We start from the raw sequence: 20,440 nt of genomic DNA, 5'->3' as shown, positions 1-20,440 counted from the left end.
GGCGGACTCCACTCGAACAATAAAAGAAAACTATTGAATATTCATGATTGTTGGCGCACATCGACATGACCCCATCAGGGTGATGTGCGAACCGCTATCTGCGGTTATACACGCTATCGTTGATACAACCTGAACGATGTTGTGTCTATGCCCGACCAGGATCGCTGGATCCCGATCGGGACCGCGGATCATAGCCTAAACTGAGCCAGAGATCTTCTGTTTCTCACAGATTCTTCCCGATTTATCCACAGGAAGATCCGGAATCGGGTAAGTGTAAACGATCCTGACGCGAGTGCCTCGCGATTTAGGCCGCATATTGGAAAATTTAATGAGCACAGACAATTTTTGGCTTAAATGATCTAACGAAGATCCGGGACGATCCTTGCGCTTTATCGTTGAGCCCGTATAATCCTCGACCCGGCGCGTGATGCTCATCTTCCTGCGTCGTCCGCTGCTCATTTTCCACGCGAAAACGTGCGGAAATACACAGGGATTTAAGGAAAGAGAATTGACTCCGGAGTGTACAATTATTACAATCCGGCCTCTTTAATCACCCACGGCTTCGGCGTCCGTCATTCGAAACTCGGTCGGGCATCCGCAAAAGTCATGAATTTTTTCAAGTTTAGGTAGAAATCGCCATGAAACGCACTTTTCAACCGTCTGTACTGAAGCGCAACCGTTCTCACGGCTTCCGTGCTCGTATGGCTACTAAAAATGGTCGTCAGGTTCTGGCACGTCGTCGTGCTAAAGGCCGCGCTCGTCTGACCGTTTCCAAGTAATAAAGCTAACCCCTGAGTGGTTAAGCTCGCATTTCCCAGGGAGTTACGTTTGTTAACTCCCACTCATTTCACTTTCGTCTTCCAGCAGCCATTACGGGCTGGCACGCCGCAAATCACCATCCTCGGCCGCCAAAATTCGCTGGGGCATCCCCGCATCGGTCTCACAGTCGCCAAGAAAAACGTTAAGCGTGCGCATGAACGCAACCGGATTAAACGTCTGACGCGTGAAAGCTTCCGTTTACGTCAGCACGAACTGCCTTCAATGGATTTCGTGGTGGTGGCTAAAAAAGGGGTTGCCGACCTCGATAACCGTGCTCTCTCGGAAGCGTTGGAAAAATTATGGCGCCGCCACTGTCGCCTGGCTCGCGGGTCCTGATAGCCCTCATTCGGGTCTATCAACGCCTGATTAGTCCGCTACTCGGGCCACACTGCCGTTTCACGCCAACATGCTCAAGCTACGGAATTGAGGCATTGCGCAGGTTTGGAGTGATAAAAGGCAGTTGGTTGACGGTGAAACGCGTATTAAAATGCCACCCTTTACACCCAGGTGGAGACGACCCCGTCCCTCCAGGACCTTTTGATACCAGAGAACACTAACGATGGATTCGCAACGCAATCTTCTTATCATCGCTTTGTTGTTCGTGTCTTTCATGATCTGGCAGGCATGGGAGCAGGATAAAAATCCTCAACCCCAGCAGCAGACCACGCAGACCACGACCACCGCAGCGGGTAGCGCCGCCGACCAGGGCGTACCGGCCAGTGGCCAGGGGAAACAGATTACGGTTAAGACCGATGTGCTTGAGCTGACTATCAACACCCGTGGTGGTGATGTTGAGCAGGCGCTGCTGTTGACCTACCCGAAAGAGCTGAAGTCTACCGAACCGTTCCAGTTACTGGAAACCACGCCTGAATTTATCTACCAGGCGCAGAGCGGCCTGACCGGTCGTGATGGCCCGGATAACCCGGCTAACGGTGCGCGTCCACTGTATAACGTCGAGAATGACACGTTTGTGCTGGCTGATGGTCAGAACGAACTGGTTATCCCGATGACCTACACCGACGCGGCAGGCAACACCTTCACCAAAACCTTCACCCTGAAACGCGGTGAGTATGCGGTGAACGTGGGCTACAGCGTACAGAACGCCGGTGCGAAACCGCTGGAAATCTCTACCTTTGGTCAGCTGAAGCAGTCCATCAATCTGCCGTCTCACCGTGACACCGGAAGCAGCAACTTTGCGCTGCATACCTTCCGTGGCGCGGCTTACTCCACGCCAGATACCAAGTACGAGAAATACAAATTCGACACCATTGCCGATAACGAAAACCTGAACGTCAGCTCTAAAGGCGGTTGGGTCGCAATGCTGCAACAGTATTTCGCGACGGCGTGGGTACCGAATAACGACGGTACGAACAACTTCTACACCGCGAACCTCGGCAACGGTATTGCAGCCATCGGCTACAAATCTCAGCCGGTTCTGGTGCAGCCGGGTCAAACCGGGAAACTGGCAAGCACCCTGTGGGTCGGCCCGGAAATCCAGGACAAAATGGCTGCCGTTGCGCCGCACCTGGATCTGACCGTCGATTACGGTTGGTTGTGGTTCATCTCTCAGCCGCTGTTTAAGCTGCTGAAGTTCATCCACAGCTTCCTGGGTAACTGGGGCTTCTCCATCATCGTTATCACCTTTATCGTTCGTGGCATCATGTACCCGCTGACTAAAGCGCAGTACACCTCCATGGCGAAGATGCGTATGCTACAGCCGAAGATTCAGGCTATGCGTGAGCGTCTGGGCGATGACAAACAGCGTCAGAGCCAGGAGATGATGGCCCTGTATAAAGCAGAGAAAGTGAACCCGCTGGGTGGCTGCTTCCCGCTGCTGATTCAGATGCCAATCTTCCTTGCGCTGTACTACATGCTGATGGGTTCCGTTGAGCTGCGCCACGCGCCGTTCGCTCTGTGGATCCATGACCTGTCCGCACAGGACCCGTACTACATCCTGCCGATCCTGATGGGCGTGACGATGTTCTTCATTCAGAAGATGTCTCCGACCACCGTGACCGACCCGATGCAGCAGAAGATCATGACCTTTATGCCGGTCATCTTCACCGTGTTCTTCCTGTGGTTCCCGTCAGGTCTGGTGCTGTACTATATCGTCAGCAACCTGGTGACCATCATCCAGCAGCAGCTGATTTACCGTGGTCTGGAAAAACGTGGCCTGCATAGCCGCGAAAAGAAAAAGTCCTGATTCGGTAACTTAACGCTAAAATAAGGGCGGTCGATTGACCGCCTTTTTTATTTGTATTGAACGAGAGCAACCATGAGCCATAACGACACTATCGTCGCCCAGGCAACCCCACCGGGACGCGGTGGTGTAGGCATTCTGCGCATCTCCGGCCTGAAGGCGCGTGAGGTGGCCGAAGCGGTGCTGGGTAAACTGCCAAAGCCGCGCTACGCTGATTATCTGCCGTTTAAGGATGCCGACGGCACACCGCTGGACCAGGGCATCGCGCTGTGGTTCCCCGGCCCAAACTCCTTTACCGGCGAAGATGTGCTGGAGCTTCAGGGTCACGGCGGCCCGGTGATCCTCGACCTGCTGTTAAAACGTATTCTGACCCTGCCTGGCCTGCGCATTGCAAAGCCGGGTGAGTTCTCCGAGCGTGCTTTCCTCAACGATAAGCTCGACCTGGCGCAGGCCGAGGCGATTGCCGACCTGATCGACGCCAGTTCCGAACAGGCAGCCCGCTCCGCGCTGAACTCGTTGCAGGGGGCATTTTCCGCACGCGTGAATCACCTTGTGGAAGCACTTACTCACCTGCGAATCTATGTCGAAGCGGCTATAGACTTCCCGGACGAGGAGATCGACTTCCTATCAGACGGTAAAATTGAAGCTCAGCTCAACCAGGTGATGAACGATCTCGATGCCGTTCGCGCCGAAGCGCGCCAGGGCAGCCTGCTACGTGAAGGAATGAAGGTGGTGATTGCTGGTCGCCCCAATGCCGGAAAATCGAGCCTGCTGAACGCCCTGGCGGGCCGTGAAGCGGCGATCGTGACCGACATAGCCGGCACCACCCGCGATGTCCTGCGCGAGCATATCCATATCGACGGCATGCCGCTGCACATCATCGACACCGCTGGCCTGCGCGATGCGAGCGATGAAGTCGAGCGTATCGGTATCGAACGCGCCTGGCAGGAGATCGAGCAGGCCGACCGCGTGCTGTTTATGGTGGACGGCACGACAACCGACGCCGTTGACCCGGCTGAAATCTGGCCAGACTTTATCGCCCGTCTCCCGGCTAAACTGCCGATCACCGTGGTGCGCAACAAGGCCGACGTTACCGGCGAAACGCTGGGCATCAGCGATGTGAATGGTCACTCACTTATTCGCCTGTCGGCCCGTACCGGTGAAGGCGTGGAAGCCCTGCGTAGCCATCTCAAACAGAGCATGGGCTTCGACACCAGTATGGAGGGCGGCTTCCTGGCACGTCGTCGTCACTTGCAGGCGCTGGAAGAGGCGGCTCGCCACCTTGAGCAGGGTAAAGCCCAGCTGATCGGCGCGTGGGCCGGTGAACTGCTGGCGGAAGAGCTGCGTCTGGCGCAGCAGAACCTGAGTGAGATCACCGGGGAGTTTACGTCGGACGATCTGCTGGGTCGGATTTTCTCGAGCTTCTGCATTGGTAAGTAATTCCCGTTAATACAGGGTGATTTCCTCCAGGGAAATCACCATTGTCCAAATGGCAACTCGCTTAATCCCTCCACGCCCCCTATCCTGCTTGCCTGCATCTATGGGGGATTTATGGCTCGTTTTCTGTTCTGTAGTTTTGCGCTGGTTCTGCTGTATCCGTCCGGCATTGATATGTATCTGGTGGGGCTACCGCATATTGCCCGCGATCTGGGCGCCAGCGAGGCGCAACTGCACATCGCGTTTTCGGCCTACCTCGCGGGAATGGCGTCGTCGATGGTATTTGCCGGGAAAATCGCGGATAAAGCAGGCCGTCAGCCCGTCGCCATTACGGGTGCAGTTATCTTTGCGCTGGCATCAGTACTGTCTTCAGTAGCTCAGGAAAGCACAATGTTCCTGTCAGGCCGTTTTATCCAGGGCATTGGCGCGGGTGGCTGTTACGTGGTGGCGTTTGCTATTCTTCGCGATACCTTAAGCGCCCAGCGCCGCGCTAAAGTGCTGTCGATGCTGAACGGCATTACCTGCATCATCCCGGTGCTGGCACCGGTTGTAGGCTACCTGATTATGCTTAAATTTCCGTGGCAGAGCCTTTTCTGGACCATGGCCGCAATGGGCGCCATCGTCTTTATCCTGTCCGTGACGGTGCTGAAAGAGACCCATCCCGGTTCGCAACAGCCATATCACACCGCAACCCTCCATCCGGCTGAAAAGCTGATGAATCGCTTTTTCCTGAGTCGGCTGGCAATCACCACGCTTAGCGTGGCGGTGATCCTCACCTATGTAAACGTTTCCCCGGTGTTACTGATGGAGACGATGGGCTTCGATCGCGGTGAGTATTCGACGGTGATGGCGCTAACCGCGATGGTGAGCATGGCGGTTTCATTCTCCACGCCCTTTGCGCTCAACATCTTCCGCCAGCGCACGCTGATGCTCACCTCACAGACGCTGTTCCTCGCCGCAGGCGTGATCCTGGCGACCGCCACCTCACACGCTGTAATGCTGGTGGGCATTACTCTGATCTGCGCCGGATTCTCCGTCGGCTTTGGTGTGGCAATGAGTCAGGCACTTGGCCCGTTTTCATTGCGGGCAGGCGTGGCAAGCTCGGTGCTGGGCATTGCGCAGGTCTGCGGTTCGTCACTGTGGATTTGGCTGGCGGCGGTGATCGGCCTTAACGCGCTGAATATGCTGATCGGGGTTCTGATTGGCTGTAGCATACTCTGCATTACCTTACTTATGGTCATCCAGCCCGCGGCGCACTATGAAGAAGCCCATCAGCAGTCTCGATCTTAATCTTTTACTTTGCCTGCAACTTTTGTTGCAGGAGCGCAGCGTCACCAAAGCCGCGAAGCGGATGAACGTGACGCCGTCCGCGGTGAGTAAATCGCTGGCGAAGTTGCGCGACTGGTTCGACGATCCGCTGTTTGTGAAAACGCCTTTAGGGCTATTGCCCACGCCGCTGACGGTGAGTCTGGAACAGGATTTGGCCGACTGGATGCAGATTGGCAACCAGATCCTCGATAAATTCCACCATAGCTCTCCTGGCGGGCTTAAGTTTGTGCTCGCCGCCGAAACACCGCTGATGCTGATCCGCTTTAATACCCTGCTGGAGCAGGTGAATGAACGCTACCCACAGGCGACGGTGAAGCTGCGCCAATGGGATTACGATTCGCTGGACGCCATTACGCGCGGAGAAGTGGATCTGGGCTTCACCGGGCGTGAAACGCACCCTCGCTCGCGCGAACTGCTAAAGCTGATGCCGTGGTTTATCGACTACGAAATCCTGTTCAGTGACCGTCCGTGCGTGTATTTGCGCGAGGATCATCCCGCGCTCCAGGAAGCGTGGGATCTGGAGACGTTTCTGCGCTACCCGCATATCAGCATCTTCTGGGAACGCAGCGACACCTGGGCGCTCGACGAGGTGCTAAGAGAGATGGGTCGGGAGCGTAACATCGCCATGAGTTTGCCCGGTTTTGAACAGTCGATGTTTATGGCGGCTCAGCCGGATCACAACTACATTGCCACTGCGCCGCACTACTGCCATCACTACAATCAACTCCACCAGCGTAATCTGGTCTGTCTGCCCATTCCCATCGATGAGGCGCAGGCAGAAAAGCTCACCGTCCCCTTCACGCTGATCTGGCATAAACGGAACAGCCATAATCCGAAAATCCTCTGGCTGCGCGAGACGATCAAAGCGCTGTATACCGCACCAGGTCAGGTTTTTGCCTAAGATAATGTAAAGTTCGGTGCTCAGGCTTCTCTTATTTCCATTTACTGATTAAAACAGAAGCTGAGTTAAGCGATAATCATGTAACCGTTTAACCGACTACGACCATTATCAAGGAGCGAAAAATGGCTACGCACTTTGCACGAGGAACATTAACGGAAGGGCATCTCGTATCGGCCAGACTTTCTTCAGCCTGTCACAGTGAGGCGCTCAAACTACCTGAACACCGCAGGACGCGGTTTTTAGCTTCCCGAGCGCTCCTCGCAGAACTGCTTTTTATGCTCTACGGCACCAGCGAATTACCGGACATACTCACCCAGCCAGAAGGTCGCCCGGTTTTTGCGGACCCGGCACTCCCCCATTTTTCCATTGCGTACACCGGCAACATTGTTGGCGTCGCGCTGACGACGGAAGGTGATTGCGGCCTGGATATGGAGCTACAACGCGTCACGCGCAGCTTCCATGGTGCTAACGCGCTCGATGAATACCCGCTCTCCAGCAATGAAAAGCTGTGGATACGTAACCAGAACGACCCCGTTGAAGCCAGAGCGCAGCTCATTACCCTTCGCCAGAGCATCCGCAAACTGAGCGGCGCGGCGTCAGACGACGCCAGCCTGTTGCAGCTGCTCCCCGGCTCCGGACGCCTGCGCGCGACAAAAGCCTCGCTGGTAGAGGCGCTCTGCGACGCTGAGGACGTACTGATCTGGTCCGTTGCGGTGACCCCCGCCATCGAACGGCTGAAAATCTGGGAGTTTGACAGCACTCGCGGTTGGCGTAGTCTTCCGGATGTACCTGAGCGCGCCAACGAGCCCGCCGCGCGCCTGATGCGATTAACCAGTTTACCGGCAGAAAAAGCATACACCCATAGCTGATCCGTCCAGGATCATCATGATGAAACAGGAGTAATCATGTCTGATACGTTGAAAGTTGTTACGTTACTGGGAAGCCTGCGCAAAGGTTCTTTTAACGGGATGGTTGCCCGTACGCTGCCGCAGCTGGCGCCTGCGGGAATGGAGATCAGTGCCCTGCCGTCCATTGGCGACATCCCGCTTTATGATGCTGACGTTCAGCAGGAAGAAGGGTTCCCGCAGAGTGTGGAAGCGATAGCCGAGCAAATCCGTCAGGCTGACGGCGTGGTGATTGTGACGCCTGAATATAACTACTCGGTGCCGGGTGGTCTGAAGAACGCCATTGACTGGCTGTCCCGTTTACCGGAGCAGCCGCTGTCTGGTAAACCTGTGCTGATCCAGACCAGCTCAATGGGCGCCATCGGCGGCGCGCGCTGCCAGTATCACCTGCGTCAGATCCTGGTGTTCCTGGATGCGATGGTGATGAACAAGCCGGAATTTATGGGCGGCGTGATTCAGAACAAGGTCGACCCGCAGACGGGTGAAGTGGTGGATCAGAGTACGCGTGACCATCTCTCTGGCCAGCTGACCGCGTTTGGGGATTATATTAAGCGGGTGAAGGCCTGATAAAAAAGCCCGGTGGCGCTAGCGCTTACCGGGCCTACACTCGTCAGTAGGTCAGGTAAGCGAAGCGCCACCTGACACCACCAGCATCTTAGTGTGCATCAATAAACACAATCTTCAGCACAAACAGCAGCGCCACAATAATCACGCACGGGCTAAGTTCGCGGAAGCGGCCGGTACCGATCTTCATCACGCAGTAAGAGATAAAGCCCAGCGCGATACCTTCGGTGATCGAGAAGCTGAACGGCATCATCACCGCGGTAATAAATGCCGGAACGGCTTCCGTCAGATCTTCCCACTTCACGCGCGCCAGGCTTGAGGTCATCAGCACGCCGACGTAGATCAGCGCGCCGGCTGCCGCGTATGGTGGCACCATCCCCGCCAGCGGAGAGAGGAAGATCACCAGCAGGAATAGCAGACCCACAACTACCGCCGTCAGGCCGGTACGACCACCCACGGACACACCGGAAGAGGATTCAATGTAAGCGGTAACAGACGAGGTACCGATGAAAGAGCCAGCAACGGAAGAGATGCTATCCACATACAGCGCCTGCTTCATGCGCGGGAATTTGCCTTTTTCATCTGCCAGACCCGCTTTGTCGGTCACGCCAATCAGCGTACCGGAGGAGTCAAACAGGTTGACCAGCATGAAGGAGAAAATCACCCCGGCCAGTCCCAGGTTCAGCGAGCCCGCCAGATCAACGTGGCCAATCACGGTAGAGACGCTCGGTGGCGCAGAGACAATACCGTTGTAATGCACGTCACCCAGCATCCAGCCCAGCAGTGTGGTCACAATGATAGAGACCAGCACCGCAGCATGGATGTTGCGCGATGCCAGGATCGCGATGATAAAGAAGCCCAGCACGCCCAGCAGCACGCTGTGAGAGGTCAGGTTACCAATGCTCACCAGCGTTTCCGGGTTCGCCACGATAACGCCAGCGTTTTTCAGCCCCATCATGCCGATGAACAGACCGATACCGCTGGTGATGCCCACGCGCAGGCTCACGGGAATGTTCGCAATCATCCAGTAGCGCACGCGGAAGATGGTCAGCAGCAGCAGGCCGACCGCGCCCCAGAAAATAGCGCCCATCCCAACCTGCCACGGCAGGCCCATCGCCTGAACCACCACGAACGCAAAGAACGCATTCAGACCCATTGCCGGGGCCAGCGCCACGGGCAGATTAGCGAAAACGCCCATCAGGATGCTGCCAAGGGCCGCGATCAGACAGGTGGTTACAAAGACGGCGCTGGTGTCCATGCCAGCCACGCCCAGAATTTGCGGGTTAACGAAAACGATATAGACCATCGTCAGGAAGGTAGTAAAACCGGCGATCACTTCGGTGCGTGCCGTTGTGCCGTGCTCGCGCAGTTTGAACACGCGCTCAAGCAGCCCCTGACCAGACGTCTGGGTAGTGTGTTGTTGACTCATCATCAATTTCCGAACAAGGAGGGAAAATTCGTCGCTATCCTATACCAAAATGCGACAATAGTGGCGGTTACGGGATACTTTTTTCATTGATTTTGCTTATACGGCAACGATTGCGTCCCGGTGAACTGCCGTACGAAAACGTTAAACTTGTTAAAAGGGAAAGGCATGTCCGGAATTGAAGCGGTATTTTTCGACTGTGACGGTACGCTGGTCGACAGTGAGGTCATTTGTTCCCGCGCGTATGTCGCCATGTTCCAGGAATTTGGTATTACGCTCGATCTCGAAGAGGTGTTTAAACGCTTTAAGGGCGTGAAGCTGTACGAGATCATCGACATCATTAACGAAGAGCACGGGGTGGATCTGGTGAAAGCGGATCTGGAACCGGTGTACCGCGCCGAGGTCGCACGCCTCTTCGACGCCGAGCTGGAAGTTATCGCCGGCGCTAACGCGCTGCTGGATGCGATGACGGTGCCGATCTGCGTAGTCTCTAACGGCCCGGTCAGCAAAATGCAGCACTCGCTCGGCAAGCTGGAGATGTTGCACCACTTCCCGGAAAAACTGTTCAGCGGCTACGATATCCAGCGCTGGAAGCCCGATCCGGCGCTGATGTTCCACGCGGCGAAGGCGATGAACGTCAACGTGGAGAACTGCATTCTGGTGGATGACTCATCTGCCGGCGCGCAGTCAGGGATTGATGCGGGGATGGAGGTGTTTTACTTCTGCGCCGATCCGCACAACAAGCCGATCGACCATCCAAAAGTGACAACCTTTACCGATCTGGCGCAACTGCCAGCGTTGTGGAAGGCGCGCGGGTGGGATATTACGCGTTGAATTAACGTAGGGCGGGTAAGCGTTAGCGCCACCCGCCACACATATCACTCTTTCGGATCTTTACCCGCCAGCAGCTTGTCCAGCTCGTCGCCGCCCACGTGTCGGAAATCCTGCCCCTTCACGAAATAGAAAATGTATTCACAAATGTTCTGGCAACGGTCACCGATACGCTCGATGGAGCGCGCGCAGAACAGCGCGGTCAGTACGCTTGGAATGGTACGTGAATCTTCCATCATGTAGGTCATCAGCTGACGCACAATGCCTTCGTATTCCTGGTCAACTTTCTTGTCTTCACGGTAGATACGGACCGCTTCGTCCAGATCCATGCGCGCGAAAGCGTCCAGCACGTCGTGCAGCATCTGCACGGTGTGGCGACCGAGAGACTCCAGGCTCACCAGCAGCGGCTGGTGCTGCTGGGAGAATTTCTCCAGCGCGGTACGGCAGATTTTATCCGCCACGTCACCGATACGCTCCAGCTCGGCGATGGTTTTGATGATCGCCATCACCAGACGCAGGTCGCTCGCCGTCGGCTGACGCTTCGCAATGATGCGCACGCAGGCTTCGTCGATGGCGACTTCCATCATATTGACGTTGTGGTCGCCTTCAATAACGCGCTTAGCCAGCTCGCTGTCCTGGTTGTGCATCGCCGTGATCGCGTCAGAAAGCTGCTGCTCGACCATGCCGCCCATGGTCATCACCTGGGTGCGAATGCTTTCCAGTTCTGCGTTAAACTGGCCGGAAATGTGTTTATTAAGATTGAGGTTGTCCATGGTTTCTCCACATGCACTAAGGCAAATCAACCGTAGCGGCCAGTAATATAATCTTCGGTTTGTTTCTTCGCCGGACGAGTGAACAGCGCGTCCGTATCGCTGAACTCAATCAACTCGCCCAGATACATAAACGCCGTGTGGTCAGAACAACGTGCAGCCTGCTGCATGTTGTGGGTCACGATCACCACGGTGTAATCCTGCTTCAGCTCGGTGATCAGCTCTTCGATACGCCCGGTCGAGATCGGGTCCAGGGCTGAGCACGGCTCATCCAGCAGCAAGACTTCCGGGCGAATGGCGATACCGCGCGCAATGCACAGACGCTGCTGCTGACCACCGGAGAGAGAGTACCCGCTCTGGTGAAGTTTATCTTTGGTTTCGTTCCATAATGCGGCCTTGGTCAATGCCCACTGCACGCGCTCGTCCATATCCGCACGGGAGAGCTTCTCAAACAGACGCACACCAAAGGCGATGTTGTCATAGATCGACATCGGGAACGGCGTGGGTTTCTGGAACACCATCCCCACTTTCGCACGCAGCAGGGCGATATCCTGGGTATTGGTCAGGATGTTGTCACCGTCCAGCAGAATTTCACCTTCTGCGCGCTGCTCCGGATAGAGCGAATACATTTTGTTAAAGGTGCGCAGCAGCGTGGATTTGCCACAGCCGGACGGACCGATGAATGCCGTTACCTGGTTCTTTGCGATATCCAGGTTGATATTCTTCAGGGCATGGAATTTGCCGTAGTAGAAGTTCAAATCACGAACCTGAATCTTACCCGGGGCAGTATCAACCATACTCATTGACTCATTTCCTCATTCGGCGCCGCGATGTGCCGCGCCGTAAAAATTTAACCGTGTTTCTTCTTCGCGAAAATGACGCGCGCCAGAATGTTCAGCAACAGTACGCAAAGGGTGATGATCAGCACCCCGGCCCAGGCCAGCTGCTGCCATTCCGCGAATGGGCTCATCGCAAATTTAAAGATCGTCACCGGCAGGTTGGCGATCGGCTGCATCATGTCCGTGCTCCAGAACTGATTGGAGAGGGCGGTAAACAGCAGCGGTGCGGTTTCACCGGCGATACGGGCGATAGCCAGCAGGATACCGGTCATGATCCCCGAGACGGACGCTTTCAGGGTGATAGCCGAAATCATCTTCCATTTAGGCGTACCCAGCGCGTAAGCCGCTTCACGCAGGCTGTCCGGCACCAGTTTCAGCATGTTTTCAGTGGTACGAATAACGATAGGCACCTGCAACAGCGCCAGCGCAATCACACCCGCCCAGCCGGAGAAGTGTTCCATTTGCGCCACCACGATGGTGTAAACAAACAGACCCACGACAATCGACGGGGCAGAAAGCAGAATGTCGTTAATGAAGCGGATGACTTCAGCGATCCAGGACTTGCGGCCATATTCCGCCAGATAGATACCCGCCATGATGCCCAACGGCGTACCGAAAACGGTCGCCCACAGGATCAACAGGCCGCTGCCCGCCAGAGCGTTTGCCAGACCACCACCCGCCGTGTTCGGCGGCGGCGTCATCTCGGTGAACAGCGCCAGGGACATTCCATCAATACCCCGGGTGATGGTGGACATCAGGATCCAGATCAGCCAGAACAGGCCGAACGCCATCGTCGCCATGGAAAGCGTCAACGCAATGCGGTTTTTAATCCGGCGCTTTGACTGCATTTTGCGACGGGATTCCGCAAGCTGAGCGGTGTTTTGCATGTCGAGAGTCGCCATTAGCGTGCCCCCTCGTTTTTAGCCAGACGCATAATCATCAGCTTGGAGATAGCCAGCACAATAAAGGTGATAACAAACAGGATCAGGCCCAGTTCCATCAGCGCCGCGACGTGCAGCCCGGATTCCGCTTCGGCAAATTCGTTCGCCAGCGCGGAGGTAATACTGTTCCCCGGCATATAAAGCGAGGCGCTGTCGAGCTGGTAGGTGTTGCCGATGATAAAGGTGACCGCCATGGTTTCACCCAGCGCGCGGCCTAAGCCCAGCATAATGCCGCCAATCACCCCGTTTTTGGTGAACGGAAGGACGATGCGCCAGATAACTTCCCAGGTGGTGCAGCCGATGCCGTAGGCAGACTCTTTCATCATCACCGGGGTTTGTTCGAAGACATCACGCATGACCGCCGCAATGTACGGAATAATCATGATGGCGAGGATCACACCTGCCGCCAGAATGCCGATACCGAATGCCGGGCCGGAGAACAGCGCCCCCACAAACGGAATGGCAGAGAGAACGTTACCGACCGGCTCCTGGAAGTACGTTGCAAACAGCGGCGCGAAGATAAACAGGCCCCACATGCCGTAAACGATACTTGGGATGGCCGCCAGCAGTTCAATGGCGATACCCAGCGGACGTCGCAGCCAGCCTGGCGCCAGTTCCGTCAGGAACAGGGCAATACCAAAGCTCACCGGAACCGCAATCAGCAGGGCGATAAAAGAGGTCACCAGCGTGCCGTAAATCGGCACCAGCGCACCGTAAATATCGTTCGGCGCATCCCACTCTTTGGTCCACAGGAAGGCGAAACCAAATTTTTGAATGCTCGGCCAGGAGGAGAAAATCAGGGACACGATAATGCCGCCCAGCAGCAATAGCACAATCAGCGCAGCCAGTTTCACCAGCGCGCTGAAAATCATGTCACCTTTTTTACCCGGAGGGTTAAATGCAGGCTTGGTTGCAGCCATAAATTACTCTTCTTTTTGAGACGTTTTTACGAATATGCCCGGTGGCGCTGACGCTTACCGGGCCTACAGAGTAAACCGTAGGGCGGGTAAGCGCAGCGCCACCCGCCATCTTCGTTAAATATATCCTGTTAGTACAGCGCTTTACCGCTGCTGTCTTTCACGTTGGTTTTCCATGCAGCACGGATCTGCTCAACCACGCTGTCTGGCAGGCTGGCGTAATCCAGATCGTTAGCCTGTTTGCCGCCATTTTTATATGCCCAGTCGAAGAACTTCAGCACTTCAGCACCCTGCTCAGGCTTCTTCTGCTCTTTGTGGACCAGAATGAAGGTGGTAGACGTGATAGGCCATGCATCGTCGCCTTTCTGGTTGGTCAGGTCCTGCGCGAAGGATTTGCTCCAGTCAGCGCCTTTCGCGGCGTTGGCGAAGTTCTCTTCGGTCGGGCTAACCGGTTTGCCGTCGGCAGAAACCAGTTTGGTGTAAGCCAGGTTGTTCTGCTTAGCGTAAGCGTATTCTACGTAACCGATGGAGCCTGGCAGACGCTGTACGAAGGCTGCGATACCGTCGTTGCCTTTACCGCCCAGACCGGTTGGCCAGTTAACGGTAGAGCCGGAACCGACTTTAGATTTCCACTCTTCGTTCACTTTCGCCAGGTAGCTGGTGAACACGAAAGAGGTACCAGAGCCGTCAGCACGACGAACCACCGCGATATTCTGCGAAGGCAGCTTAACGCCCGGGTTCAGCTTAGTGATGGCTTCGTCATCCCATTTTTTGATTTTACCCAGGTAGATGTCACCCAGGGTTTTGCCGTCCAGCACCAGCTCGCCTGATTTCAGGCCAGGGATGTTAACAGCCAGCACAACGCCGCCGATCACGGTCGGGAACTGGAACAGGCCTTCCTGATTCAGTTTCTCATCAGACAGCGGAGCGTCGGATGCGCCGAAATCAACGGTATTCGCGGTAATTTGTTTTACGCCACCGGAGGAGCCGATACCCTGATAGTTGACCTTGTTACCGGTCTCTTTCTGGTAGGTATCCGCCCATTTGGCATACACCGGCGCAGGGAAGGTTGCACCAGCGCCAGTCAGGCTTGCTGCTGCAAAGGCAGAGAAAGCGCTCATTGATAAGGTCGCGGCGACAACAGTTGCGACAGTGGTACGCATAACTTTCATAATGTCTCCTGCAAGGATTTCGTAAATCATTGTTTAAGTGGCTACGATGAGCAAAATAGGACAAACAGGTGACAGATAAATGTACGAAATATGACAGTTTTATGACAAAGCCAGCGATGGATGTAACCACATGAAAAATAAAGCCATTAATTCACAGCATGGTCATATTTTTGTCATCTTTTTTGCAATGAATCAGTTTTAGCGTAGCTGATATGACAACGGCTGTCATAAACAGCCGTTGTCATTTTAATGAGCGATTTCAATCGTCAGAGTTGCCGTTGCATTGAACTGGCCTGGTTTGGGCCTCGCTCCTGTCGCGCTGGCAGGCGCGCTTGAAAATGTCAGCGTGCCCAGCGTATCCCCCATGATGTCGGGAATTTTAGTCGTTTCCGCTTCAAGGGCACCGCCATTCGTATTCACTTCCCGATTATATTTATCGTAGACTTTAATTCCTACGTCTTCGTTGTCCGTCGCAATCATCGAATTATCAGAAGCCACGGCTGAGGCATGCAGGGTTGCGTCGAGCTTGTCGTAGAACATCATATCGGTGCATTTGATGTTCACGGTACGAGTGATTTTGCGATCGGTCAGCGCTTTCCCTTTCGTCGACGAAAACTCTGACGCCAGGATTTCATTGAAATCAAAAACAATGGCCTGCCCCTCGTCAATCTCACAAGATTGAGGAACCGTCACTGTTCCCTGAACAATCACATCAGAAATAATCTCATTCGAAACAGTACGCGGGTCGATCGTGGCATAGATATTCGCCACCAGCGTCGCCGGGATCGTCATCACCCCGGTAAAGGCTTTTTTAACGTACAAATAGACCTGCCCCGAGCCGCCACTATAAAACGTGGTGGCGGAACTTACACCGCTGTGACATTGATAGGGAGTACCGGTTTTATTCGGCAGATGATCAAAAGGCACGGCCGTATAACCGACACCAAGTATGTAAACAAGCAGGCCGATATCAACGTTTTCATTCAGGTTAAAATAGGCGACATTGTTCCTGCTTCCCGCAGGCACCAGCGCCGGATTAACGACGCTGGTTATGTAGGTGTGATCGTAACTCTGATTCGGCCCGGTCAGACAGTAGCAGGTACCTTTAAACGAGGTGTTGTTATTATTCACATTAATAAGCGTTGTCGTCCCGGCTATATTGTCCGTAATGGAAAACTGCTCTGTAAAATTGAGGTAGTTATGATATTTGCCATTGTCTGGCACACAATAACCGGTTGGGGCTGCATGCGCATAAAAGACGCAGGTCAGTAAGGCTAAAAGCCAGTATTGCAGTTTCATTTTAATCCTTTATCGACACGTGACGGGCATCTGCACCAGTCCAGCGTCAGGCTGTTGTTGAAGCGTGTATTCCGCCCGACAGGTTGCGCCGTCGTTTAGCGTCAACGTAAATTGCCCCTTTTCCGGCAGGCCTGAGAGATAGAGTTCGCCCTCTTCTCCGACAATGCCCGTAACGCTTCCGGTGTCCAGCGTTGCCGATCCCGTTGCCCCAAAAGGCGCAGGTTTGCCATTGCTGAGATGAACGTTGAAAAGGATGCGGTAGCCGATATGCGTAACGAATTCCGCTTTTACTACCGCTCCACGGGTGGGAACCAGATTCTGGACGCTTTTTTCCAGTTCAATATTGCCAGAGGCAAAGTCGCTGTCGCCAATTGCGATACGATTTTCATCATAGGGTGACAGCTGCGTTTTTACGGTGTAGCCGCGCCAGTCCGTCGCGACACCGCTGCTGTTTTCCACCGCCAGGCCCGCCGCTCCTGGAGCTTTCACCAGCGCGACGGTTTCTCCCATTTCCTGTGAGAAGGTGACACCTTCTGAATGCAGTAGAATGCCGCCGCTGACGCCATAATTGAGACTTCGGGTTTCGTTGCTCCAGGCATAGTTACCTTTCATGGAGCCATAAGCCGCGTCCCATGCCAGTCCCGCATTCCCCCCCGTACTGCCGCCACTTTCATCAACGGATTGCTGTATGTTCCAGTTCAAGTTGTTGTTCTGAAGCAGCCTTCCGTTCAGGCCTACCTGATGGGAGACGCTGTTTTTATTGTTGCCAGTAACGTTATAGTTGGCGTAGGTGTTCGGTAACCACTGGGAGAGCGGAAGCGAGAGTGACAGCATGAAAACGTGTTCGTTTTCGCCATCCTTTTCCCAGTCCCCATCGTGATGATTCGCAGTATCGGTATAGTTCCATGACGCATTCCACGTCATCTGTTTCCAGCTGTTGCTGTAACCAATCTGGATCAGCCGTTCAACGTTATCCGTTCGCCAGTACTGTTCACGGCTCAGCGTCAGGTAAATATTTCCATACCCCTGCGCAAAAGGTTGTGTCCACGTTCCCTCCAGACGGCTTCTGCGGTTACCCGTTTGCCAGAACGTCTCGCTATCGCTCCTGCGGGAAGCCCACTCATCCAGGGTATAAAATCCTTCCGTTGAATAGCGATAGCCTACTATTCGCAGGCTGGTATTACTTACATCGAACGTCTTGGAATAGAGAAAACGCCAGGATTGCCCCTGCTCCGTATCATCGACAAAACGAGACGCCGCATGGGTGACATCCATCGATATCGCCCCGATTTCGCCGAGATCCTGACCAATACCAGCCGCTATGGCAGTGTAATTCTCAGCTAACTGTGTGCCGCCATACAGCGTCATTCCCCCTTGCATGCCGCGTAAAAGCTGAGCCTGCAATAAATCAGGTGAATAGCGATCGCTGTTGTTCAGTTCGCCAATGCTGATATCAAAGTCCGTCTGGCCTTCCCGTCGCAATATCGCCAGGGAAGCATAAGGCTGCGTAAAATGCTGCTCACTACCGTCTTCTTCTTTGATCGTGACGTCGAGATCGCCCCCACTGCTGGTAGTGTTGAGATCGGTCAGGGCGAACGGCCCCTGAGGAACAGCAGATTGATAGATAATGTAGCCATTCTGACGAATGGTGACGACGGCATTACTTTTAGCAATGCCCCGGACGACGGGTGCGAAGCCGTTCAGACTATCCGGCAGCATGTCATTATCGGTGTACAGGCGCACGCCGCGCACCTGGCTGCTATCGAATAGATCATTTGCCGTCCAGGTATCCCCCATCATTATCTGGCTTCGCAGGCTGGCAATATCACGTTGTAAATACGTACTCGCAGAATGATAACTGCCGTTGCTGTTTACCGCATTGAGGGTGCTGTAGTTGCGAAGTCGCCAGCTGCCAAGGTTAATACCGCTACGCATGTTCAGATAATACAGATCGTCACTGTCATAGTCTGATTTCAACGTCTGGGTGGTTGAAAAATCATAATTCACCATCAGGGCATTAATACCCTGATCCCAGCGTGAAGGCGGAATGGCGTCACGCGCTGAAGAATCCATATAAATCTGCGGGATAGAGACCCGTAACGCGAGCTTTTCGTCATCCAGAACCCATGTAGCTCCCGTAAGCGGTGGAACGGGCTCGCAGCGGCTGGTGTTAATCGTAGCCAGTGCTTTTATGGCATCCACTTTTATGCCAAACGTAGCCAGCGTATTTTTTAAGTCGCGGAAACAGGGCTGGAGTGCGCTCTCGTTGTTTGTTCGAAAAAAATGGATTTCACGGCGCTCAAAAAAGCGCTCGTTGATATAAATATCAACCTGATAATCCCCTTCAGGGAGATTATCAGGCCGGCTAAACTGACTGATATCAATGTCGACCGGATGTTCAAGTTCTAACAATCGTGAGTTAAAGGTTTCACCAGCAGCGTGCCCGGAATACGTGCCGCTGACCCACAGCGACACCAGGGATAACATAAAATAGATGCGCTTCAACGTTAACCATCTCGCCTGAGTCAAAGGGGGTATTTGATGACGTCGCTTATCGCGCCATAATCATTGATGCTATGCCAGGTGAGTGTCTTACTCGCGACGCCAGCGGGTAAGGGAATGTTGAGCGTCTCAAAGGGCTTAATCATCGCCAAATCCAGCGGTTTGCCGTCTACAGCAACATCAATAACGTTGATATGGATAGCCGTAGGATTATTAACCACCAGGGTATTGCCTTGTTTGCGCCAGATGACTTTTAGGCTGGCGGTTTCAGGCTTTTCAGTAATGCTGGCAGGGCGCCAGAATAACTTAATGCGCGTTTTAATCGCGATTTCCAGCTTGCTGTTCTGTTTGTCCGGCGTTGGAGGGATATTCTTAACATTCAGCCAAAAGACAGATTCCCGCTCGGTGGGTAAATCGCCTTTTGTTTTAATAATGCGCAATACGCGCTCCTGTTTTGGCTCCAGCCTTGAAACAGGAGGAATAACGGTAAACGGTGGTTTCGTTTTCTCTGTGGCTAAAAAAGGATCAATCCATGCCTGAATCAGATAGGGTAAGGAAGTATCATTATTAATTACAGAAATAGTGGTATCTGTTTTATTGCTGGGGAAAATAACCCGCGTACCACCGATAATAATCCCACCCCAGGAGGGAGAGGCACACACGACTAAAAAGAGAATAATAAAAATGTCGATAAAACGCCTGCGCATATCATATCCTGTGACAGGCCTGCGAGGTTTCGCTGTCCATTAGACGTAAAGAAACCTGCCTTGCCAGGCCTGATTATATTTCGGAAAGCTAGAGGTTAATTACTGTAAGTGATAGTAAATTCAGAATCCGCATTTGCCACACCAGGCGTTACGGCTGCGGAGGTAGCAATATAGCGAGCCATGAACGGCAGTGTCGCCTTGCCATCAGCGTCGATATCTGCACTGACTGACTGGTTGTAGAGCTTCAGCAAGGTGTTGTCAGCACGGTTGTAGATGGCAACGGCAACCCCTGTAGCTCCACCAGCGTTCAGTTTAAGGTAACCGTCTCCATCTTCTGTACCATCAAAGCGAGCGGTGGCTTTTTTATATGTATCAGGGCAATTTTCAAGATCGATCTGGAAAGCCTGTACGGAAGCCGTCGAGCCTGCACCAGAAAAGGCGGATTTATTGACTTTACCAAGGTCAACGGTTTGAGTTTGTGTTGGCGCAGTAACCTCACAGGTGCTGTCAATAATTTCGCCTGTAAAGTGTACAGTACCATTGCCGTTCCCCGCGTGCGCCTGCCAACCTAAAAGCAAAGATGAGCAAACTAATGCGCTTTTAAAAAGTTTTCCATTCATTATGACATTATCCTGAAGTTATGAATAATCATGTTTCATTATTAAAACAAATATTGCCGAACCATCCCGGCCAGGAAATAGTAAACTGAAAAATGAAAATAACAAGGAGAAATAATATTGTATTAATTATTACTGATGGAATAAGAGAATAAACATAAGCGTTTTATTACTTAATATAATTTTATATCACACTGAAAAGTCGACACACTGTAATTAGTTTTTATTTAATAAGAAGTGGAAAAGTTTATTTTTCAGAAAATA

General features: G+C 53.6%; 20 protein-coding genes. 10 read left to right on the top strand and 10 right to left on the bottom strand.

Annotated features, from left to right (window positions below; translation table 11 throughout):
• The first annotated feature begins 638 nt into the window (after nucleotides 1–638).
• From rpmH to FZF21_RS22085, 9 genes are all read left to right on the top strand, one after another.
• The gene (gene rpmH, locus FZF21_RS22125; protein ID WP_000831330.1) at nucleotides 639–779 is read left to right on the top strand and encodes a 50S ribosomal protein L34; all 141 of its coding nucleotides are present in this window, start codon (nucleotides 639–641) and stop codon (nucleotides 777–779) included.
• A gap of 16 nt (nucleotides 780–795) precedes the next feature.
• On the top strand, nucleotides 796–1,155 hold the full coding sequence (gene rnpA, locus FZF21_RS22120; RefSeq protein WP_006808764.1) for a ribonuclease P protein component: 360 nt from the start codon (nucleotides 796–798) through the stop codon (nucleotides 1,153–1,155).
• A complete protein-coding gene (gene yidD / locus FZF21_RS22115; RefSeq protein ID WP_001307474.1) occupies nucleotides 1,119–1,376 on the top strand; it encodes a membrane protein insertion efficiency factor YidD in 258 nt (85 codons plus the stop codon). The genes rnpA and yidD overlap by 37 nt, the downstream gene beginning before the upstream one ends.
• 2 nt (nucleotides 1,377–1,378) lie before the next feature.
• Nucleotides 1,379–3,022: a membrane protein insertase YidC gene (yidC, locus tag FZF21_RS22110; protein ID WP_003861138.1), complete on the top strand. Its 1,644-nt coding sequence runs from the start codon at nucleotides 1,379–1,381 to the stop codon at nucleotides 3,020–3,022.
• A 72-nt stretch (nucleotides 3,023–3,094) separates the two neighbouring features.
• Nucleotides 3,095–4,459: a tRNA uridine-5-carboxymethylaminomethyl(34) synthesis GTPase MnmE gene (gene mnmE, locus FZF21_RS22105; protein ID WP_015570136.1), complete on the top strand. Its 1,365-nt coding sequence runs from the start codon at nucleotides 3,095–3,097 to the stop codon at nucleotides 4,457–4,459.
• 111 nt (nucleotides 4,460–4,570) lie between these two features.
• Nucleotides 4,571–5,746: an MFS transporter gene (locus FZF21_RS22100; RefSeq protein ID WP_023302811.1), complete on the top strand. Its 1,176-nt coding sequence runs from the start codon at nucleotides 4,571–4,573 to the stop codon at nucleotides 5,744–5,746.
• Complete coding sequence (gene yidZ, locus FZF21_RS22095; RefSeq protein ID WP_017383702.1) at nucleotides 5,715–6,686, top strand: HTH-type transcriptional regulator YidZ; 972 nt, start codon at nucleotides 5,715–5,717, stop codon at nucleotides 6,684–6,686. The genes FZF21_RS22100 and yidZ overlap by 32 nt, the downstream gene beginning before the upstream one ends.
• Nucleotides 6,687–6,808: 122 nt before the next feature.
• A complete protein-coding gene (locus FZF21_RS22090; protein WP_017694032.1) occupies nucleotides 6,809–7,555 on the top strand; it encodes a 4'-phosphopantetheinyl transferase in 747 nt (248 codons plus the stop codon).
• Nucleotides 7,556–7,591: 36 nt separating this feature from the next.
• Nucleotides 7,592–8,158, top strand: a complete 567-nt coding sequence (locus tag FZF21_RS22085) for an NADPH-dependent FMN reductase (protein ID WP_003861147.1) — start codon at nucleotides 7,592–7,594, stop codon at nucleotides 8,156–8,158.
• A gap of 88 nt (nucleotides 8,159–8,246) precedes the next feature.
• On the opposite strand, the gene adeP is transcribed toward FZF21_RS22085, so the two are convergent.
• Entirely contained in the window at nucleotides 8,247–9,584 is a 1,338-nt protein-coding gene (gene adeP / locus FZF21_RS22080; RefSeq protein ID WP_017383704.1) for an adenine permease AdeP, read from the bottom strand.
• 165 nt (nucleotides 9,585–9,749) lie between these two features.
• Here adeP and yieH point away from each other — a divergent pair, with 165 nt between their 5' ends.
• Nucleotides 9,750–10,415, top strand: coding sequence for a 6-phosphogluconate phosphatase (gene yieH / locus FZF21_RS22075; RefSeq protein WP_017383705.1), 666 nt, complete (start codon nucleotides 9,750–9,752; stop codon nucleotides 10,413–10,415).
• 44 nt (nucleotides 10,416–10,459) lie between these two features.
• Here the strand turns inward: yieH and phoU are convergent, their stop codons facing one another.
• From phoU to FZF21_RS22030, 9 genes are all read right to left on the bottom strand, one after another.
• Nucleotides 10,460–11,185, bottom strand: a complete 726-nt coding sequence (gene phoU, locus FZF21_RS22070) for a phosphate signaling complex protein PhoU (protein ID WP_003861153.1) — start codon at nucleotides 11,183–11,185, stop codon at nucleotides 10,460–10,462.
• 26 nt (nucleotides 11,186–11,211) lie between these two features.
• Nucleotides 11,212–11,985, bottom strand: coding sequence for a phosphate ABC transporter ATP-binding protein PstB (pstB, locus tag FZF21_RS22065; protein ID WP_003861154.1), 774 nt, complete (start codon nucleotides 11,983–11,985; stop codon nucleotides 11,212–11,214).
• Nucleotides 11,986–12,032: 47 nt separating this feature from the next.
• Nucleotides 12,033–12,923, bottom strand: coding sequence for a phosphate ABC transporter permease PstA (gene pstA / locus FZF21_RS22060; RefSeq protein WP_003861156.1), 891 nt, complete (start codon nucleotides 12,921–12,923; stop codon nucleotides 12,033–12,035).
• The gene (gene pstC / locus FZF21_RS22055; protein WP_015570141.1) at nucleotides 12,923–13,882 is read right to left on the bottom strand and encodes a phosphate ABC transporter permease PstC; all 960 of its coding nucleotides are present in this window, start codon (nucleotides 13,880–13,882) and stop codon (nucleotides 12,923–12,925) included. The genes pstA and pstC overlap by 1 nt, the downstream gene beginning before the upstream one ends.
• A gap of 128 nt (nucleotides 13,883–14,010) precedes the next feature.
• Complete coding sequence (gene pstS / locus FZF21_RS22050) at nucleotides 14,011–15,051, bottom strand: phosphate ABC transporter substrate-binding protein PstS (RefSeq protein WP_017383706.1); 1,041 nt, start codon at nucleotides 15,049–15,051, stop codon at nucleotides 14,011–14,013.
• Between the two features lie 246 nt (nucleotides 15,052–15,297).
• Complete coding sequence (locus FZF21_RS22045; RefSeq protein WP_149121136.1) at nucleotides 15,298–16,350, bottom strand: fimbrial protein; 1,053 nt, start codon at nucleotides 16,348–16,350, stop codon at nucleotides 15,298–15,300.
• A 9-nt stretch (nucleotides 16,351–16,359) separates the two neighbouring features.
• Nucleotides 16,360–18,837 (bottom strand): fimbria/pilus outer membrane usher protein, encoded by a 2,478-nt coding sequence (locus tag FZF21_RS22040; protein WP_149121391.1) that lies wholly within the window; start codon nucleotides 18,835–18,837, stop codon nucleotides 16,360–16,362.
• A 38-nt stretch (nucleotides 18,838–18,875) separates the two neighbouring features.
• Nucleotides 18,876–19,559 (bottom strand): fimbrial chaperone, encoded by a 684-nt coding sequence (locus FZF21_RS22035; RefSeq protein ID WP_015570146.1) that lies wholly within the window; start codon nucleotides 19,557–19,559, stop codon nucleotides 18,876–18,878.
• 95 nt (nucleotides 19,560–19,654) lie between these two features.
• A complete protein-coding gene (locus tag FZF21_RS22030) occupies nucleotides 19,655–20,179 on the bottom strand; it encodes a fimbrial protein (protein WP_047737221.1) in 525 nt (174 codons plus the stop codon).
• Between the last annotated feature and the right edge of the window lie 261 nt (nucleotides 20,180–20,440).

The sequence above is a fragment of the Enterobacter sp. LU1 genome (assembly GCF_008271405.2).
Lineage (GTDB): Bacteria > Pseudomonadota > Gammaproteobacteria > Enterobacterales > Enterobacteriaceae > Enterobacter > Enterobacter hormaechei_C.
Note: the sequence above shows the minus strand (reverse complement) of the source record. Positions and strands in the feature narration are given on the sequence as shown.

What these genes read in the sequence shown, in the direction of transcription:
- rpmH (WP_000831330.1), top strand. Translation starts at nt 639, where the DNA reads ATGAAACGCACTTTTCAACCGTCTGTACTGAAGCGCAACCGTTCTCAC.
- yidD (WP_001307474.1), top strand. Translation starts at nt 1,119, where the DNA reads ATGGCGCCGCCACTGTCGCCTGGCTCGCGGGTCCTGATAGCCCTCATT.
- yidC (WP_003861138.1), top strand. Translation starts at nt 1,379, where the DNA reads ATGGATTCGCAACGCAATCTTCTTATCATCGCTTTGTTGTTCGTGTCT.
- mnmE (WP_015570136.1), top strand. Translation starts at nt 3,095, where the DNA reads ATGAGCCATAACGACACTATCGTCGCCCAGGCAACCCCACCGGGACGC.
- FZF21_RS22100 (WP_023302811.1), top strand. Translation starts at nt 4,571, where the DNA reads ATGGCTCGTTTTCTGTTCTGTAGTTTTGCGCTGGTTCTGCTGTATCCG.
- yidZ (WP_017383702.1), top strand. Translation starts at nt 5,715, where the DNA reads ATGAAGAAGCCCATCAGCAGTCTCGATCTTAATCTTTTACTTTGCCTG.
- FZF21_RS22090 (WP_017694032.1), top strand. Translation starts at nt 6,809, where the DNA reads ATGGCTACGCACTTTGCACGAGGAACATTAACGGAAGGGCATCTCGTA.
- FZF21_RS22085 (WP_003861147.1), top strand. Translation starts at nt 7,592, where the DNA reads ATGTCTGATACGTTGAAAGTTGTTACGTTACTGGGAAGCCTGCGCAAA.
- adeP (WP_017383704.1), bottom strand. Translation starts at nt 9,584, where the DNA reads ATGAGTCAACAACACACTACCCAGACGTCTGGTCAGGGGCTGCTTGAG.
- yieH (WP_017383705.1), top strand. Translation starts at nt 9,750, where the DNA reads ATGTCCGGAATTGAAGCGGTATTTTTCGACTGTGACGGTACGCTGGTC.
- phoU (WP_003861153.1), bottom strand. Translation starts at nt 11,185, where the DNA reads ATGGACAACCTCAATCTTAATAAACACATTTCCGGCCAGTTTAACGCA.
- pstB (WP_003861154.1), bottom strand. Translation starts at nt 11,985, where the DNA reads ATGAGTATGGTTGATACTGCCCCGGGTAAGATTCAGGTTCGTGATTTG.
- pstA (WP_003861156.1), bottom strand. Translation starts at nt 12,923, where the DNA reads ATGGCGACTCTCGACATGCAAAACACCGCTCAGCTTGCGGAATCCCGT.
- pstC (WP_015570141.1), bottom strand. Translation starts at nt 13,882, where the DNA reads ATGGCTGCAACCAAGCCTGCATTTAACCCTCCGGGTAAAAAAGGTGAC.
- pstS (WP_017383706.1), bottom strand. Translation starts at nt 15,051, where the DNA reads ATGAAAGTTATGCGTACCACTGTCGCAACTGTTGTCGCCGCGACCTTA.
- FZF21_RS22045 (WP_149121136.1), bottom strand. Translation starts at nt 16,350, where the DNA reads ATGAAACTGCAATACTGGCTTTTAGCCTTACTGACCTGCGTCTTTTAT.
- FZF21_RS22040 (WP_149121391.1), bottom strand. Translation starts at nt 18,837, where the DNA reads ATGTTATCCCTGGTGTCGCTGTGGGTCAGCGGCACGTATTCCGGGCAC.
- FZF21_RS22035 (WP_015570146.1), bottom strand. Translation starts at nt 19,559, where the DNA reads ATGCGCAGGCGTTTTATCGACATTTTTATTATTCTCTTTTTAGTCGTG.
- FZF21_RS22030 (WP_047737221.1), bottom strand. Translation starts at nt 20,179, where the DNA reads ATGAATGGAAAACTTTTTAAAAGCGCATTAGTTTGCTCATCTTTGCTT.